This is a genomic window from Pseudomonas sp. NFPP02, assembly GCF_900119355.1.
Lineage (GTDB): Bacteria > Pseudomonadota > Gammaproteobacteria > Pseudomonadales > Pseudomonadaceae > Aquipseudomonas > Aquipseudomonas paracarnis.
In genome coordinates this window covers 122,303-140,137 of sequence record NZ_FPJI01000010.1, presented here as the reverse complement: position 1 = coordinate 140,137, position 17,835 = coordinate 122,303, and the positions used below count along the sequence as shown (strand labels likewise).

At 60.8% G+C, this 17,835-nt stretch carries 15 protein-coding genes; 3 read left to right on the top strand and 12 right to left on the bottom strand.

Translation table 11 applies throughout. From position 1 onward, the window contains the following. Positions 1-227: 227 nt before the first annotated feature. The 11 genes from BT204_RS18465 to iolC all read right to left on the bottom strand — a co-directional run bounded on the left by BT204_RS18465 (position 228) and on the right by iolC (position 13,085). The gene (locus BT204_RS18465) at positions 228-1,250 is read right to left on the bottom strand and encodes an ABC transporter permease (protein ID WP_003191668.1); all 1,023 of its coding nucleotides are present in this window, start codon (positions 1,248-1,250) and stop codon (positions 228-230) included. Positions 1,251-1,276: 26 nt separating this feature from the next. Continuing rightward, positions 1,277-2,830: a sugar ABC transporter ATP-binding protein gene (locus BT204_RS18460; protein ID WP_072447801.1), complete on the bottom strand. Its 1,554-nt coding sequence runs from the start codon at positions 2,828-2,830 to the stop codon at positions 1,277-1,279. A 64-nt stretch (positions 2,831-2,894) separates the two neighbouring features. Further along, entirely contained in the window at positions 2,895-3,830 is a 936-nt protein-coding gene (locus BT204_RS18455; RefSeq protein ID WP_034125692.1) for a sugar ABC transporter substrate-binding protein, read from the bottom strand. A gap of 49 nt (positions 3,831-3,879) precedes the next feature. Continuing rightward, the gene (locus tag BT204_RS27910) at positions 3,880-4,056 is read right to left on the bottom strand and encodes a hypothetical protein (protein WP_003191673.1); all 177 of its coding nucleotides are present in this window, start codon (positions 4,054-4,056) and stop codon (positions 3,880-3,882) included. 126 nt (positions 4,057-4,182) lie between these two features. Then, positions 4,183-5,211, bottom strand: a complete 1,029-nt coding sequence (locus BT204_RS18450) for a Gfo/Idh/MocA family protein (protein ID WP_072447799.1) — start codon at positions 5,209-5,211, stop codon at positions 4,183-4,185. A 150-nt stretch (positions 5,212-5,361) separates the two neighbouring features. After that, complete coding sequence (locus tag BT204_RS18445) at positions 5,362-6,372, bottom strand: bifunctional inositol 2-dehydrogenase/D-chiro-inositol 1-dehydrogenase (RefSeq protein WP_072447792.1); 1,011 nt, start codon at positions 6,370-6,372, stop codon at positions 5,362-5,364. A 19-nt stretch (positions 6,373-6,391) separates the two neighbouring features. Further along, positions 6,392-8,323 carry a 3D-(3,5/4)-trihydroxycyclohexane-1,2-dione acylhydrolase (decyclizing) gene (gene iolD / locus BT204_RS18440; protein WP_072447790.1) on the bottom strand — a complete coding sequence of 644 codons (1,932 nt, stop codon included), beginning with the start codon at positions 8,321-8,323 and terminating at the stop codon, positions 6,392-6,394. Between the two features lie 148 nt (positions 8,324-8,471). Continuing rightward, positions 8,472-9,293: a TIM barrel protein gene (locus BT204_RS18435; protein WP_072447788.1), complete on the bottom strand. Its 822-nt coding sequence runs from the start codon at positions 9,291-9,293 to the stop codon at positions 8,472-8,474. 26 nt (positions 9,294-9,319) lie between these two features. After that, entirely contained in the window at positions 9,320-10,108 is a 789-nt protein-coding gene (gene iolB, locus BT204_RS18430; RefSeq protein ID WP_057977494.1) for a 5-deoxy-glucuronate isomerase, read from the bottom strand. Between the two features lie 3 nt (positions 10,109-10,111). Beyond that, complete coding sequence (gene iolE / locus BT204_RS18425; protein ID WP_072447786.1) at positions 10,112-10,999, bottom strand: myo-inosose-2 dehydratase; 888 nt, start codon at positions 10,997-10,999, stop codon at positions 10,112-10,114. 148 nt (positions 11,000-11,147) lie between these two features. After that, a complete protein-coding gene (gene iolC / locus BT204_RS18420; RefSeq protein ID WP_072447783.1) occupies positions 11,148-13,085 on the bottom strand; it encodes a bifunctional 5-dehydro-2-deoxygluconokinase/5-dehydro-2-deoxyphosphogluconate aldolase in 1,938 nt (645 codons plus the stop codon). Between the two features lie 284 nt (positions 13,086-13,369). Here iolC and BT204_RS18415 point away from each other — a divergent pair, with 284 nt between their 5' ends. Then, positions 13,370-14,278 carry a MurR/RpiR family transcriptional regulator gene (locus BT204_RS18415; RefSeq protein WP_034125700.1) on the top strand — a complete coding sequence of 303 codons (909 nt, stop codon included), beginning with the start codon at positions 13,370-13,372 and terminating at the stop codon, positions 14,276-14,278. A 214-nt stretch (positions 14,279-14,492) separates the two neighbouring features. Here the strand turns inward: BT204_RS18415 and BT204_RS18410 are convergent, their stop codons facing one another. After that, complete coding sequence (locus tag BT204_RS18410; protein WP_054897777.1) at positions 14,493-15,398, bottom strand: hypothetical protein; 906 nt, start codon at positions 15,396-15,398, stop codon at positions 14,493-14,495. A gap of 375 nt (positions 15,399-15,773) precedes the next feature. On the opposite strand from BT204_RS18410, the gene BT204_RS18405 reads away from it, so the two are divergent. After that, on the top strand, positions 15,774-16,457 hold the full coding sequence (locus tag BT204_RS18405) for a response regulator transcription factor (RefSeq protein WP_003191687.1): 684 nt from the start codon (positions 15,774-15,776) through the stop codon (positions 16,455-16,457). Then, positions 16,435-17,826 carry a sensor histidine kinase gene (locus tag BT204_RS18400; RefSeq protein WP_034125702.1) on the top strand — a complete coding sequence of 464 codons (1,392 nt, stop codon included), beginning with the start codon at positions 16,435-16,437 and terminating at the stop codon, positions 17,824-17,826. The genes BT204_RS18405 and BT204_RS18400 overlap by 23 nt, the downstream gene beginning before the upstream one ends. Positions 17,827-17,835: the final 9 nt, after the last annotated feature.

Below are 17,835 nucleotides of genomic sequence, written 5' to 3'. Positions count from 1 at the left end.
CTTGGCGAACGGTCATCGGAGTGCGTTTATAGCAAGAAATTCAGTGTTGTGGAGCTATATAGAAGACAAACGGTTGAAAGTGCCTGATCCCCTGTAGGCGCGAGCTTGCTGTGGCGAGGGAGCTTGCTCCCGCCGACTGCGCAGCAGTCTCCGGCTTTTTGGGGGGGCTTCGCCCGCCGCAAGCAAGCTTGCTCGCCACACAAGCTCGCTCCTACAAGGGCAGGTACTCAGCGCTTGAGCTTGCGCTTGTTGCGGTATTGATCGATCACCACCGCCACCACAATGATCAGGCCCTTGATGATGTCCTGGATATACGCATCCACCCCGACAAAGGTAAACCCGCTGGCCATGACGCCGAGGATCAGCGCGCCGATCACCGTGCCGGTGATGCGCCCTACTCCACCGGCCAGGCTGGTGCCGCCGATCACTGCGGCGGCAATCGCGTCCAGCTCGTAGGACATGCCCATGCCGGCCTGCCCCGTCGCTGCACGTGCCGAGGCCACCACGCCGGCCAGGCCCGCCAGGAGACCGGCGATGCTATAGACGATGATCAGGTGACGCTTGACGTTAATCCCCGAAGTACGCGCCGCCTGCATATTGCCGCCGATGGCATAGGTGTACTTGCCATACTTGGTGTAACGCAGGGCAATGTGGAAGATTACCGCCACCACCAGGAAGATAATCACCGGCATCGCGCCATGGCCGATCGCTGTGTAGGAGTCCGAGAGCATGCTCACCGGCTGGCCTTCGGTGTAATAGCGTGCCAGGCCACGGGCCGAGACCATCATGCCCAGGGTTGCGATAAACGGCGGGATGCCGGTGACCGCGATAATGCTGCCGTTGATTGCCCCCGCTAAAAGCCCTACGCCCAAACCCATCGCCACCGGGATCCACACCGGCAAGTCGGTGAGGGACGGAAACACCGCCCGGGAAAAGTCGGAGGTCTGCGCCAGGCTGGCGGCGATCATCGCTGACAAGGCCAGCACCGAGCCGGACGACAAGTCGATGCCCGTGGTGATGATCACCTGGGTCACACCGATGGCCAGCAGGCCGATGATCGACACCTGTAGGATCATCAGCACCAGACGCTGGGAGTTCATCAGAAAGCTCTGGTCGCGCACGATCCAGCCGAACAATTCAAACACCAGGCCGATACCGATCAGCACCAGGAAGATACTCAGCTCGGTGGGCATGCGTCGACGGTTCTTGACCGGCGCGGTTGCCGGCTTGTTGTCTGTTATTGCGTTCATAACCCATCACCTTCTTATTCTATAGATCAGTGGACTGCGGTCATCCCGGAAGCCAACTGCATGACTTTTTCCTGGGTCGCCTCGGCGCGATCCAGGGTGCCCATCAGTTCACCTTCGTGCATCACCATCACCCGGTCGCTCATGCCGAGCACTTCGGGCAGTTCGGAAGAAATCATGATCACCGCCATGCCCTCGCTGGCGAGGAAGGCGATCAAGCGATAGATCTCAGCCTTGGCGCCCACATCGATACCACGCGTCGGCTCATCCAGGATCAGCAAGCGTGGGTTGGTCATCAGCCAGCGCGCCAGCAAGGCCTTTTGCTGATTACCGCCGGACAAGGTGTCGATGCATTGCTCCAGTGACGGGGTTTTCACCCGCAGCTTCTTGCACATGTCTTCACACAGGGCACGCAAGGTTTTCTGCTGGATAAAACCGTTGCCCGAATAGTGCGGCAACACCGCCATCTCCATGTTCTCCAGCACCGACAGGCACGGGAACAGGCCGCTGAGCTTGCGGTCTTCGGTCAACAGCGCAAAGCCTTTCTCAATGGCCATATGCGGGTCGGTAATGCGCACCGCCTTGCCGTCCAGGGTGATTTGCCCGCTGGAACTTGGGGTGATACCAAAAATGGTTTCCGCCACGTTGGTGCGCCCGGAGCCCATCAGCCCGGCGATACCGAGGATCTCGCCGGCGTGCAGGTCGAACGATACGTCCTTGAATACGCCGTCCAGGCTCAGGTCGCGCACCGACAGTAACAGCTCACCAATAGGCGTTTCGCGCACCGGGAACAGCTGGCTCAATTCACGCCCGACCATCATCGAGATGAGGCTGTCGCTGTTCATGCTGTCGGCCCGTTGCAAGCCGATGTATTGGCCGTCGCGGAACACCGCCACTTCATCGGCGATGGCGAACACTTCGTTCATCTTGTGGGTGATATAGACGATGCCTTTGCCCTGGGACTTGAGGTCGGCAATGATCGAAAACAGGTGGGCCACCTCCTTGTCGGTAATGGCCGAGGTGGGTTCATCCATGATCAGGATGTCGGAGTCGTAGGACACTGCCTTGGCAATCTCGACCATCTGCCGTTCGGCAATGCTCAGGTTGCCGACCTGTTCTTCGGGGTCGAGGTTGATGCGCAGGCGCGCCAGCAACTCGGCGGTGCAGCGGTGCATTTCGCGGTGGTTGACCATGTGCAGGCTGTTGAGCTGTTCGCGGCCTATCCAGATGTTCTCGGCGATGCTCATATGGGGCATCAGGTTGAGTTCCTGATGGATCATCGCGATCCCGGCCTTTTGCGCGGCCAGCGGCGTTTCAAAGGTGATCGGCTTGCCACGCAGGCGAATTTCGCCGGCGTCGGGCTGGTAGATGCCGGCGATGATTTTCATCAGCGTCGACTTGCCCGCACCGTTCTCGCCCATCAACGCCAGCACCGTGCCGGGGCGCACCCGCAGCTGCACATCGTCCAGGGCCACGACACCGGGAAAGCCTTTGCTGATGTTGAGGATTTCCAGCAGGTAGGGTTCGTCCAGCGCCAGCGCCGGGTGGGCGGCGGGCTGAGACGTGGCGGCTTGAGCAGGCATAGGGAGGTACTCCATCTGCAGGGCGGCCGTGACCGCCCTGCCAGCTTTTGTTGTTATGTCGGGGCTACTTGAAGTCTTTGACGTTGTCCGGGGTGATCAACTGGAACGGGATCACCACGTTCTGCTCGACCGGCTCCTTCTTGGCCATCTTGCGCGCTGCCTCCACCGAACCTACCGCCTGGCCCTTGGCGTCCTGGAAGGCCGACACGGTCATGTCGCCCTTGGTGATCGCGTTCAAGCCATCGGGCGTGCCGTCGACACCGGCAATCAACACGCTGCCTTTTTCCTTGCCGGCCGATCTCAGGGCCATGGACGCCCCGATCGCCATCTCATCGTTGTTGGCCAGCACCGCATTGAACTCCCGGCCCTGTGTCAGCCAGTCGTTGACCAGGGTCATGCCCCTGTCACGCAACCAAATGCCGGTCTGTTCCTGCTCGATCTTGATGTCCGGGTACTTGGCCAGCACTTCCTTCACGCCCTTGGTGCGATTGGTGGTGGAGTTGTTCGCCAGGTCACCCAAAAGGATCACGACCTTGCCCTTGCCGCCGAGTTTTTCGGCGATGTATTGCATTTGCAGGCGGCCGGCCTCGACGTCATCGGAGGTCACGGCCACCACGTCCTTGGGCAGGTCTTTCTGGTCGGGGCGGCGGTTGACGAACACCAGCGGGATACCCGCCTTGGTGGCGGCACTGATGATGTTCTTGGTCGACGCGGTATCGACGGGGTTGACGATAATCGCGTCGACCTTCTGGCTGATGAAGTTCTCGACCTGGCTCAATTGCTTGACCACATCGGCGCGGGCATCTTCGAATTGCAGTTGCACGCCATCACCTTTTGGATAGGACTTGGCTTGCTTGTCCATGTCCTCGCGCAGGTAGGTGAGGAAGGTGTCATCGAACGCGGACATCGTCACGCCCACCTTGAGATCGGCGGCGCCGGCCACACCACTGGCCAGTAGCATGGACAAGGCCAGGGCGGTAAAACGGATCGGGGTCTTCATGAACGGTCTGTCTCCACTTTCTTGTTGGTTTTTTTCGACGTTGCGTTGATCAGGACTCGGCTGTCAGTCGCACCACCGGCGCGCCTGGAATGCAGCACACCAGCGCGCCCTGGTTTTCGACGCACAGCACATTCAGGAAGGAGAAGTAGAACGGCCGGGCGCGGGGCAGTCCGCGTGGCGCTTGGAGGGGGCGTAAAACTCGCAGTACAGCGTTGAAGATTTTCATCTGACGGTACCTGGTTGTTTTTGATCTTGTTTTTGTTGAGTCGCCCGTAGGTTCCGGGACGTACTTTATGCAACCTGGAAAAGACTGTATTAGAAAATAATTTCCATATCAACCTGTTTTAGAATTTTATTCTATTTTCGTCGAAACCACCTGCTGGCGCTCGGCACTCAGGCGCGCGGCGTCCAATATACGGGTGGTTTCCAGGGCGTCATAGGCATTGACCGGCAGCGGCCCCTGCCCCACCACGGCCGCTTGCAACTGCCGATAGAATTGGGGCCAGCAGCCCTTCTCCGACGGCACCCGCTCACGCTCCGGCCCTTGCTCAAACCAGCCCCAGCGTCGATGCTCCTCGGCGCCCCAGTGTTCACCTTCGGTTTTCGGTGACTTGCCGGCCAGCAGCGCTTCTTCCTGGCCATCCAATCCGTCGACGGTGTAGCAGCCCAGGCTGCCACTGACGCGAAATCGCGGCGCCTGGCTGTTCTGCAACGCGTTGCCCCACAGGTGCGAAATCACGCCATTGGCATGGGTGAGGGAGACAAAGAAGCCGTGGTCCACCGTGGGATGTTCTGGTGTGTAGTGCAATTGGGCGAACACCCGCTCCACCGGGCCGAACAGTTGCAACGCCTGGTCCACCAGATGGCTGCCCAGGTCACGCAGCCATCCTCCACCGCTGGCATTGCCCACGGCCTGCGGACTGTAACGTTCCACACGGGATTCAAAGCGGGTGATGGTGCCCAGGGCGCCAGCGTCGATCAGTTTGCGCAGGGTCAGGTAATCCGAATCCCAGCGCCGATTCTGATAAACACTGAGCAACGAGCCCTGACGTTCGGCAGCGGTAATCAGGGCCTGGGCTTGTTCGGCGTTGGCGGCAAAGGGTTTATCGCTGACCACCGCCACCCCGTGCTCGATGGCTTCCAGCGCCAGGGCCGGGCGACCTTTGAGGGTGGTGGAAATCACCAGGGCATCGACGCCGGCTTCGACGATCTGGCCGATGGAGTCGAAGGCTTTGACACCCGGAAGGTCAGTACTCAGTTGCTTGCGACGTTCGGGTGAACGCGTCACCACGCCGACAAAGGTGGCGCCAGGCAGGGTGGCGATCAACGGCGCATGAAAAAAGCGTCCGCCGTGGCCGTAGCCCACTAGTCCGATTCGCATGTTCAACTCCAGAATTGATTTGGAAACCCAATCAACTGTGGGAGCTGGCTTGCCTGCGATAGCAGTGAGTCAGGCAATCAATCTGTCACTGATAGACCGCTATCGCAGGCAAGCCAGCTCCCACAGTGTCAACCACTTTTCTGCAGTGAGTTAGCCGTAGAAGCGCGGGCGATCCGGCAGGCTGACTTTCACAATCTGCCCACTGCCCTGGGCTTCAATACACGCATCCGCCGCCACCGCCGCCGCAAACCCATCCCAGGCCGACGGCCCGCCGACCTGCCCGGCCAGCACGCTGTCGATAAACGCCTGCAACTCCACGTCATAGGCACCGATAAACCTATCCTTCCAATCCATCAGGATTGCGTTGGACAGCTTCGCGTCGCTGCGCAGTTGCACCTGAGATGGTTCCGGCAACCTGGCGATGCCGCTCTCCCCTACCACTTCGCACTGGATGTCGTAGCCGTATTGGCAGTTCACAAACACTTCCACGTCGATACGCGTGCCTTTGGCAGTTTCCAGCAGCACGATCTGCGGGTCGCGCAGGTGCGCCAGCGCCTTGCTGGTCTTGCGCGGGAACACCACCTGCACGGACACGTAGTCGTCGTTGAGCAGCCAACGCAGCACGTCCAACTCATGGATCAGGGTGTCGGTGATCGCCATGCCGGTGTTGTAGTTCTCGCCCACCGTGGGGTTACGGTGCGCGCAGTGCAGCATTAACGGCTCGCCAATCTGGCCGCTGTCGATCACCGACTTGAGGGCACGATAGCCTTGGTCGTACGGGCGCATGAAACCCACCTGGACCAGGCGCTTACCGTGTGCCACTTCGGCCTCGACAATGTTGCGGCAGCCCTCGGCCGTCACCGCCAGCGGTTTTTCACAGAACACCGGTTTGCCGGCAGCAATCGCGGCCAGCACAAACTCTTCGTGGCTCGGCCCCCAGGACGTCACCAGTACCGCTTCGACCTCTGGCGCGTTGATCAATGCATGGCCGTCCGGGTACACCTCGGCGTCCAGCTTCAAGTCCGCCACCACCTGGGCCGCCTGCTCAAGGTTGATATCGGTGACGGCCACCACCTGGCTGTTGAGCAAGGCCTGGCTGCAACGACGAATATGGTCCCGGCCAATGGCGCCCGTACCAATCACTCCAAGTTTCAAAGACATGCAAACACTCCTCTTGTTGTTAGTACTGCCGGGCCTGGGCCAGGTGTTCATTGAGTTTTTTTGCCGCTGCATTCGTACGTTCACTGGTGGACACTTGCGCCACACCCACCCGCCACCACGACAGGTAGCCGTGGATCATGGTCTTGGGCAGCACCTTGATATCGATCAACGTGGAGACGCTTTGCGTGCGGGCATCCGCCAACGCCGCTTCCAGCTGTTCCAGCGTGCTGACCTTGTAGGTCTTGCAACCGTAGGCCGCTGCGCTCATGGCGAAGTCCACTGGCACCAGGCCACCGTCGAGCTTGCCGCTCTCGGGGTTGCGGTAGCGGAACTCGGTGCCGAAGCTGTCCATGCCATTGCCAATCTGCAGGTTGTTGATGCAACCGAACGCCATGTTGTCCAACAGCACCACGTTGATCTTGCGGCGCTCCTGGATCGAGGTGGCCAGCTCCGAGTGCAGCATCATGTAGGAGCCATCGCCGACCAGGGCGTACACCTCCTTGCTCGGCTCGGCCAGCTTCACGCCCAGGGCGGCATTGATCTCGTAGCCCATGCATGAATAGCCATACTCGACGTGGTAGGTGTTGACGCCCTTGCTGCGCCAGGCACGCTGCAAATCGCCGGGTAGGCTGCCAGCGGCGGCCACGATGATTGCGTCATCGGCCAGGCGTGCATTGAGCACGCCGAGCACAGCGCTCTGGGTCAGGCACGAACCGGTCAGCTCGATGAATTCCCGCAGCACGGCACGGTCCAGGTAGTCGTCGACTTCGGGGACAAACTCATCGCCCTGGTAGTGCGCCTGATGCACGCGGTCCACTTCAGCGTCGAATTGCGCCTTGGCGTCGGCGATCTGCTCGCCCCAGCCCGAACGGTAATCGCCCAGGGCATCGGCCAGTGCTTCAAGGGCGACTTTTGCATCGGCCAGCACTTGCACGCCGTCCAGCTTCAACGCATCGCAGGGGCTTATATTGAGGTTGAGAAACTTCACCTCGGGGTGCTTGAACAGCGATTTTGAGGAGGTGGTGAAGTCGGTATAACGGGTGCCGACACCGATGATCAAGTCCGCCTCAGGCGCCAGCAGGTTAGCCGCCAGGCAGCCGGTTTCGCCGATGCCGCCGACGTTCAGAGGATGGCTGGACACCACGGCGCTCTTGCCCGCCTGGGTTTCCGCGAAAGGAATATCGAAACGCTCGGCAAAGGCTTGCAGTGCCTGGTTGGCGGCGGAGTATTTGACCCCGCCGCCGCAAATGATCAGCGGCTTGCGCTTGCCGCGAAACGCAGCCAGCGCGTCGCCGATCATGGCGCTGGTGGCCGGGCGTCGGTCGATGCGGTGCACGCGTTTTTGCAGAAAATAGTCGGGGTAGTCCCAGGCTTCGGCTTGTACATCCTGGGGCAAGGCCAGGGTCACCGCGCCGGTTTCAGCCGGGTCGGTCAGCACGCGCATGGCATGGATCGCCGCGGTCATCAGTTGCTCGGGGCGGTTGATGCGGTCCCAGTATTTGCTCACGGAGCGGAAGGCATCGTTGGTGCTGATGCTCAGGTCGTGGAACTGCTCGATCTGCTGCAAAACCGGGTCGGGCTGACGGCTGGCATAGACATCGCCGGGCAAGAGCAGCAACGGGATGCGGTTGGCGGTGGCAGTCGCTGCGGCGGTGAGCATATTGGCCGCGCCCGGCCCGACCGAGGCCGTGCACGCATAGATCTTGCGGCGCAGGTGCTGCTTGGCGAACCCGATGGCGGCGTGGGCCATGCCTTGCTCATTGCGGCCCTGATGCACCACCAGGTCGCCGCTGCCCTGCTCCAAGGCCTGGCCAAGGCCCAACACATTGCCATGCCCGAAAATAGTGAACACCCCGGCGACAAACTTGCTCTGTACGCCATCGACTTCGATGTATTGGTTGTCCAGGAACTTCACCAGGGCCTGGGCCATGGTCAATCTTGTTGTGGTCATCACTTGCACCTTGTATGAATGCAATTGGAATGTTCAACACCGATCCACTGTGGGAGCTGGCTTGCCTGCGATAGCGGTCTATCAGTTGCACAGGTATTGCCTGACACACCGCTATCGCAGGCAAGCCAGCTCCCACATTCTGATCGCGTTATGGCAAGGGCTTTTGCAAATACGCCATGCTGCTGCCCAACGCCTGCCGGATATTCGCCAACCCGTGCACGCTTTCGGCAAACGGTTCGAACGACAGATAGCCGCTGTAGCCGGTGCTCAGCAAAGTATCGATCTGCGCCGCATTCCCGAGGATATCGTCCTCGCCCACCAGCACGCGGTGGCCATCGCGGATCGACTCCAGCGGCGCCTCGCGGTCTTCCACCCCGGAGATGTGCACCAGCCCGGTCAGTTCCGGGAAGAACTCATGCTCGCCGGCCAGGTGATGGTGAAAGGTGTCGTGCACCACCCGAAATACATCCAGGCCGCCGATGGCCTTGATTGCATCCACTGCCACGCGCTTGCGGCGCAGGGCGGATACGGTGAAGCCCAGGGGCTCGATAAAACCCAGAATCCCGTACTCGCGCAGGATCAACGCCAGTTCGCTCAACGCCGTGCGCAAACCAGCCGCGCGCTGCGCGTCGTTGCGCGTATCGCCAGGCTGATTGAACGGGCACATCACCAAGCCTTCGGCCCCGCACTCACGGGCGTAGGTGGCCAGTTCGATTGCCTGGGCACGGCGTTCGTCATTCCACACATCAAAGGGGTACAGCGCGTTGATCGACAACACCTTGATGCCCTGCGCTGCGCACAATTCACGCACGCGGCTGGCGGGTGTGCCGTATTCGATTTCACGGTTCTTAAGGTCGTTGCGGATCTCAATGGCCTCGCAGTTGAGAGCCGCCGCCAACTGGATGAAATCCGGCAGGGACAGGTTGGGGGCGACCATGCGGTTGAGGGCAAAACGTAGCGGCGACTTCATTGTTTTTGTTCTCCGTCCAACACCGTTTACAGGTCCAGCAGCCAGCTGTGCTGCGGGTCGTTATGGAAATGCCAGGCACGTTTGGGGCCGGCCATCACGTTCAGGTAATAAGACTCGTAGCCATACGGCACGCTGACCGGGTGATAGCCCTTGGGCACCACCACCAGGTCACTGTTTTCCACGGCCATGGCCTGGTCGATGCTGCGATCATCGGTGTACACGCGCTGGAACACGAAGCCCTGGGGCGGGTTGACCTGGTGGTAGTAGGTCTCTTCCAGAAAGCTCTGGTGCGGCAGGTCGTCGGTGTCGTGCTTGTGCGGCGGGTAGCTGGAGGAATGCCCCGACGGCGTGCGCACTTCCACCACCAGCAGCGAATGGGCCGGCTCGCTGTCAGGCAGGATGTCGCAGACGTAGCGAGTGTTGGCGCCTTTGCCGCGCACACTGCGCTTGCACTGCTCGGGGCGGATCAAGCGCGGGGCAAAACCCGTAGCACCCGGCGCTGCACAGACGGCAATTTGCACATCGCTCAGGGCCGTGACTCGGGCGCCAGTGCCCGGCGGCAAATAGGCGGCGAACGGTGACTTGTCTTCGAACACCGACTGGCGATCCCCCAGGTTCTGCCAATTGAAGCCTTCGCCTTCAATATTCACCCGACCGCTGAGCAGCACCAGGCACAGTTCCTGATCGCCCGCACTGACCGGCAGGGTTTCGCCCAGGCTCAGGCGGTACGCGGCAAAGCCCACGTATTCCAGGCGCCCGGCTTCCAACGCCACCATGGTTTGCCCGCGTTTGCTGCTTTTGACCAACAAGCTCATCACTCAAGTCCTCTGGTTGAGAAGCGCACGCAGGGTGTCGTAACCCTTCTTCGCGTAGATATAGCTGGGCGCCACGGCCGGGTCCTGCTCGGCTTCTACCACCAGCCAGCCCTTGTAGTTCGCCGCGAGCAACACATTCAGCAACGGTGCGAAGTCGATATCACCATCGCCGGGCACGGTAAAAGTGCCGTTGACGATGCAGTCCGGGAAGCTCCACATCTGGTTACGCGCCAGTTGCACCACGGGTTTGCGTACATCCTTGAAATGCACATGGCAGACGCGGTCGATATGCTTGCGCAGCACCTCGATGGGTTCGCCGCCGCCCATGTAGCAGTGGCCCGAATCGAACAGCAAGCCGACTTCCGGGCCCGTGCGTTTCATCAACTGGTCGATGTCCTCGGGGGATTCGACGTACGCGCCCATATGGTGGTGATAGGCCAGGCGCACGCCCTGGGACAAGGTGAAACGCGCCAGCTCGGTAAGCTTGTCGGCGTAAGCCTGCCAGGCCTGTTCACTGTGAAAACGCGGGCGCTCGATCAGGCGGATACGCGAGCCCTGGATCGAGTCGGCCACTTCGCCGTATACCAGTACCGAGGCGCCGTTGTGTTTGAGCAGTTCGACATGGGCGGCAATCGCCTCGATTTCTTCAGCCACCGAACGACGGGCCAGACGGCTGGAGTACCAACCGGACACCAGCGCCAGGTCATAAGGACGCAGCACGTCAGCGACGCCATTGGCATCCTTGGGGAATTTGCCGTTGAGTTCAAAACCTTCGTAGCCGATGTCCTTGCCTTCGCTCAGGGCCGTGCTCAGCGGGGTCTCACCGCCGAGGGCCGGGAGGTCGTCGTTGCTCCAGGAGATCGGGTTGATGCCAATTCGGATTGCGGGCATGGCTGCACCTTTTGTTTTTATCTTCAGAATTCACTGGGATCTGCTTTGTGTGGGAGCTGGCTTGCCTGCGATAGCAGTGTGTCAGGCAATACATTTGCAACGGATAGATTGCTATCGCAGGCAAGCCAGCTCCCACATTTGATCGTATTTACTGTCGGGCGCTGAGCCAGGCATTGATGAGCTGTTCGAAGGTCGCCTGCACCTGCTGGATCAGCGTTTCATCATCAATCTCCCCCGCCATCCACGCCCGGCTCGGCTCGTGGAAGATCGTGCGGCCCACGGCAAACCCACGGCAGGTGCTGCTCTGGCTGGCTTGCTTGAAGCCATCGGCGAGAAACTCGGGGGAAGCATTCAGGCCCAGCAACACCACGCCACGGCAGTAGGGGTCGCGTTCCTGGATCAGTTCGTCGAGCTTTTTCCAGTCTTCGGCCGATTGGGTTTCGATCTTCCACCAGGCCGGGTAAATGCCCAGGTTGTACAGGCGCTTGAGGCTACGGTAGAGCACGTCCGGGTAGGTGGACGGGTGATCCTTGGGTGGGATGACTTCCAGCAGCAGTTCGTGGCCACTGACCAGCGACGCCTCGTACACCGCCTTGAGTTGCGCTTCCTGTTCCAGGCGCAGCATCGGCTCGTCATCGGGGTGAAATTGCACCAGGCACTTGATGATCTGTTCCTGGGGCCAGGCAATCAGGTTGCTGCCGATCGAACGCCCGTGCTCGAACGCGAGGGGCCGCGAGTTCTGCACTTCCACAGGGCGAGCGATCCACCAGCCGCGACCGCTGGCGGCGTTGAGTGCATCCTGGCCAAAGCGTTGGTCGGCGAGCAGGCCCACATCCGCCTCGACGCCCTGCTCGGTGAGTTTTCGCTCGACGCGTTCGATGGCCTGGATAAACAACTGCTTGATGTCGCTGATACGCTCAGGGGCCTGGCCGCCTTTTTGCGCCAGCTCCACCAATTGCCAGCGGTGGTCGAAGGCAAAGACGAACAGTTGCTTCCAGGCTTTGCGCGGCACCGTGACACGGTGCAGGCGTTGCAGGGTCACGTCCTGGTCCGGCCGGGTGATGGGCACGGGGCTGTTGAACAGGTAATCGAGTTCGGCGGGGGTCGGCATCGCTGGCGCACAGGCGTGGCGCGATACCACCAGGCCGCCACAGGCATTGGCCAACTGGCTGCAACGCTCATCGCTGGCGTCATTGATCCAGCCGCTGAGGAAACCTGACATAAAGGCGTCACCGGCGCCCAACACGTTGAGCACTTCAACCCGCACGCCAGGATAGATGGCCCCGTCTTCCAGGCGCGCCGGAATTGCGCCGTGAATCACCGTGCAGCCCTGGGGGCCGAGCTTGACCACCAGGGTGGCCGGGGTCAGTTCACGCACGGTGCGCAGGGCGGTGAGCAGGTCTTCACTGCCGCCGGCAATCAGGAACTCCTCCTCGGTGCCGACGATCAGGTCGAAACGCGGCAGGATCTTCTGCACATGCTGGCTCACATTCTGGTCGGCGACGAAACGGGTTTCACCATCGGCCTTGCCTGCCAAGCCCCACAACACAGGGCGGTAGTCGATGTCCAGCACGCGCTTGACGTTGTGCCTGGCCGCGTAATCCAGGGCCTGGAGGCTGGCTTTGTACACGCCGTCGGTGGAGAAATGCGTACCGGTGATCAACAGCGCTTTGCTGGAGGCAATAAAGGCTTCGCTGATGTCTTCGGCGCGCAGGGCCATGTCGGCGCAGTTTTCGCGGTAGAACACCAGAGGGAAGGTTTCGCGGTCCTTGAGGCCCAGCAGCACCAGGGCGGTGAGGCGCTCCGGGTCGACCTTGATGCCGCTGACATCACAGCCTTCACGGGCCAGGGATTCCACCAGGAAACGGCCCATATGGTCATCACCCACCCTGCTCAGCATCCCCGACTTGAGCCCAAGCCTGGCCGTGCCGAAAGCGATATTGGCGGAAGAACCGCCCAGATACTTGGCGAAGCTGGACACATCCTCAAGCCGCGCACCGACTTGCTGCGCATAAAGATCGACGCCCAGGCGCCCGAGGCAAATCAGATCCAATTGACGCCCACTGGCAAAACGAGTCTGGCCCATGCTGGCTCCTGTTATTTTTATCAGCCTGCGTTGTGCCGCCGTGGCGACGGCAAACGCTCTTGGTGGGAGCAGACTAGAACGTCCTCTGGCAGCAATCAATATTTATTCCATAATTATTTTTAGTGGAATATTTTTTCCAATACCTCAGGATAGCGGCACGCCAGCGCCCATGCATCGTTTCAGCAGGCCACGCGGGCCGCGATGCCGGGGTATTTTTTTGTGCCTACCCTGTAGACTTGCGCCACCTATCAGCGCATCAGACGAACACGCCAGAAGGATTGCCCATGTCCCGCACCGATCCCGAGACTACCCTGGAAGAAACTATCGCCAGCCCTCCGATCAATGCCGAACGCCTGTTGCAGCTGATCACCGACGAATACGAGAGCCTGCCGCGCCAGCTCAAGCGTATCGCCAGCTACATGAGTCAGCAGAGTGACCGGATCATGGTCGACCGGATCAGCGACATCGCCCGGGAATGCGAAGTGCACCCTTCGGCCATCGTGCGGTTTTCCCAGCGCTTCGGCTTCAGCGGGTTCAGTGAGATGCAGGCGCTGTTTCGCGAGGCGTATACGCACAAGACCACGCCAGTGCAGAACTACCAGCAGCGCATTCGCAGCATGATCGCCAACAAGTCCCAGAAGGCCAGCGGCGGCGACCTGGCGCGCGAGTGCGTCAACGCCACCCTGTCGGGCATCGAACGCTTGGGGCTGGAGTTGGACGATGCGGCCTTCGAGAAAGCCGTGGACCTGGTGGTCAATGCCGACAACATCTACGTGGTCGGCGTGCGCCGCTCCTTTGCGGTGGCCGACTACCTGGTCTACAACCTGCAGCACACCAACAAGCGCATCCACCTGATCTCGGGGCTAGGCGGCAGTTATCGCGAGCAGATGCGCAGCGTGCGCGCCAACGACCTGGTGATAGCCATCAGCTTCACGCCCTACGGCAAAGAGACCCAGCACTGCCTGCGCATCGCGCAGCATCACCAGGCCAAGACCCTGATCATCACCGACAGCAACCTGTCGCCCCTGGCCAAGCGAGCGAATGCGGTGCTGTTGGTCAATGAAGGCTCCTCGTTTGCTTTCCGCTCGCTGAGCGCCACGCTGTGCCTGTGCCAGGCGTTGTTCATTGCGGTGGCGTATCGGTTGGAATTGAAGGTGGATGAGATTCATGAGCAGGTTGGGTTCGACGACTGACGGGGCCTGCCCTACCCCTGCCCCTGTAGGAGCGAGCTTGCTCGCGAAAAACGCAAGAACGCCGCGGCCATTTTGAATGAACGCGGCGCCCAGCAGTTCTTCGCGAGCAAGCTCGCTCCTACAATTAGTGCATGAAAATCGCGATCAGGATGATCACCGGAATCGGCACGCCGAGGAACCACAGCAGTAATGAGCGCATCATGTTCTCCTTGAATTAACGAACGTAGTTTTCGGTTTCGACGTACACCACGGCATCCCGGCGGCGGCCGCCGAAGGTGGCGGCGAAGCTGGCGAAGAACGCACCGATGAGCAGGGCCACGAAGGTCCACAGCGAGGTGTAGGCCGCTACTTTCGCAGCGGTGTCAGCGGCTTGTTTGGCTTTGAGCTTGGCGTCTTCAACGGCCTTGCGCGCGTCGCCATAGACCTTGTCGATACGGGCTTCGGCATCGGCCTGGCTAAGGTTGGTGCGCTGGCTGATCAGTTGGGCCAGGTAGGCGCGATCTTCCGCTGCCAGTTGGCCGTCGTTGCTCAACGTACGCGTCAGGATACGACCGACCACGGCGTGGGCTGCATCATCGCTGACCGCCGCTGGGCGATCATCGCGGAACAGGCTGTCGACGTAATAACCGAAGTCACCACTGTCGGCACCTTTTGCCGCGCTGCCAGCAGCTTGGGTGAGGCCGCTGGCGGCGCCCGATGCCACGCTGGCGCCAGCTTTCACGCCGCCGCTGACCACACTGCTGACCGAGCCGACCACCAGCATCGCCGTGATCAATGTGGCCACTGCCCACGCCAGGAAGCCATGGGCGGTGTCGCGAAAGTACACCTCGTCCCCGTGCATATTGGCCCACTTCACCCGCAAACGACCGGCGATGTAACCGCCCAGGCCCGAAGCAACGATCTGGGTGAACGCTAGCCAGACAATTGTGGAAATGCCAAGGCCCTTGGCGCTGATACCGCTGTCAGCCCAAGGCGACACCGCCGAAAAGCCCAGGCCGAAGCCCAGCAATACCAAGATCAATGACAGTGCAGCCGCCGCAGCGGCACCGGCGAAAATCGCCCCCCAGGAAACCCCGGAGAGCGTGCTTGACTCTTGCAGCGTGGTTGAGGATGTGATCATTGTTGTTTTGCTCCAGGCACGAAAAATGATGTTACAAGTCTCAAAACGGACAGTGCAGGCAGCGTGCCAGCGGCGATTAAAATTAAATTCCTTTAATTTCAATGATTTATTTAAATTGAACTTAGCCAGATCATGCAGGTTGCAATAAACGGCGATATTAGGCGGGCGTAATGCACTCCCCTGTGGGAGCTGGCTTGCCTGCGATAGCGGCATGACCGCCAACGAATATGCCAGCAGGTAAGCCGCCATCGCAGGCAAGCCAGCTCCCACAGGGCGATGTCGGTTTGAAGAAGATGAAGTTTTATTTAGGAAACATTCAGCAACTTCTTGGCAAAATGTCGCCACTTCTAGTGTGAACGCTCACCAGGTAATCCTATGACCCGCATTTTGACCATCGAGGATGACGCCGTAACGGCCCGCGAGATTGTCGCCGAGCTGAGTAGCCATGGACTGGACGTAGATTGGGTGGACAACGGCCGCGAGGGCCTGGTCCGTGCCGTGAGTGGGGATTACGACCTGATCACCCTCGACCGCATGCTGCCCGAGCTGGATGGCCTGGCCATCGTCACCACGTTGCGCACCATTGGGGTGTCTACGCCGATCCTGATGATCAGCGCCCTCTCCGATGTCGACGAGCGCGTGCGCGGCCTGCGTGCCGGCGGTGATGACTACCTGACCAAGCCGTTCGCCTCGGATGAAATGGCCGCCCGTGTCGAGGTGCTGCTGCGGCGTAAAAGCACCGTTCAGGAATTCGAAACCGCTCTGCGCGTGGCCGACCTGGAACTGAACCTGATCAGCCGCGAAGCCAGCCGGGCCGACCAGCCGCTGACGCTGCTGCCCACTGAATACAAACTGCTGGAATTCCTGATGCGCAACACCGGGCAGATCCTGTCGCGGATGATGATTTTCGAGGAAGTCTGGGGCTATCACTTCGACCCCGGCACCAACCTGATCGACGTGCACATCGGCCGTCTGCGCAAGAAAATCGACCCACCGGGCCTCACGCCGCTGATCCGCACGGTACGAGGCTCGGGCTATGTCATTGCTGAACCCCTCTAAAGGCTGGCGCTCTTCCAGCAGCCGCTTGCTGGCGCTGTACAGTTCGTTGTTCGTGGCGTGGAGTTGCATCCTCATGGGGGTGCTGTACTACGAGGTCTCAGGCTACCTCAGCGACTTGTCGCGCCATTCCCTGTTGCAGCGCCAGCATCTTTTCCAGCGTTTCGACGGCGAAGAACTGGTGGAAGCGCTGACCACCAGCATGACCTTCGACATGAAGGGCGTGGACGCCTATGGCCTGTTCGATGAGCAATTTCGCCCCTTGAGCGGGCCGATCCGTGCCGTACCACCCGACTTGCCGCTGGATGGCAAGATCTACGCCCTGACCAATTGCGTGCAATCCGATGACCCCAAACTGCCCAAGGACAGCTGCGACGCCGTGGCCACCCACACCGAAGACGGCCGCTGGCTGGTGTTGGTACGCGCCAACGGCTCGTTGTTCGGGGTAACGCGGATTATCTGGCACGCCCTGCTGTGGGCGCTGTCCTTGACCATCATTCCTGGCGCTGCCGGCTGGCACCTGCTGCGCCGCCGCCCGTTGCGGCGCATTCGCGGGATCCAGGCCAGCGCCGAGGCCATCGTCGCCGGCGACCTGACGCACCGGTTGCCGCTGTCCAACCGGCGCGACGAGCTGGACATGCTCGCCGCCATCGTCAATGCCATGCTCGACCGCATCGAAAAACTGATGAACGAGGTCAAGGGCGTGTGCGACAACATCGCCCACGACCTGCGCACCCCGCTCACTCGCTTGCGCGCCCAGCTTTACCGCATCAAGCAACAAGCCGAGGAAGACTCGGCCCACGCGGTAAAACTCGATGACGCCATCGCCGAAACCGACACGCTGATGGCGCGTTTTCGCGGGCTGCTGCGCATCTCGGAACTGGAAGACCATCAGCGTCGCTCAGGCTTCCTGGTGCTGGACCCGCTGCCGTTGCTGCGCGAACTGCATGATTTCTACCTGCCCCTGGCCGAAGAAGGCGAACTGGAGTTGGTGCTGCAGGCGCCTGACTCACTGCCGTGGATTACCGGTGACCGTGCGCTGTTGTTTGAAGCCCTGGCCAACCTGCTGAGTAACTCGATCAAGTTCACCCCGCCCAATGGCAAGGTGATCCTGCGAGCAGTCAACGACCTTGGGAGTACGCGCATCGAAGTGCTCGACTCCGGGCCAGGCATTCCAGCCGCCGAGCGCGCGTCGGTGTTCCAGCGTTTCTATCGGGTCGATGAGAGTGATCAGCAAGGCGGCTTTGGGCTGGGCCTGTCGATTGTGGCGGCGATCATCAACTTGCATGGCTTCAAGCTGGAGGTCGGCACCAGTGAGTTGGGCGGCGCCCGCCTGGTGCTGGAATGCCGCCAGCAACTGATGCCGGAATAGAACGTAGGA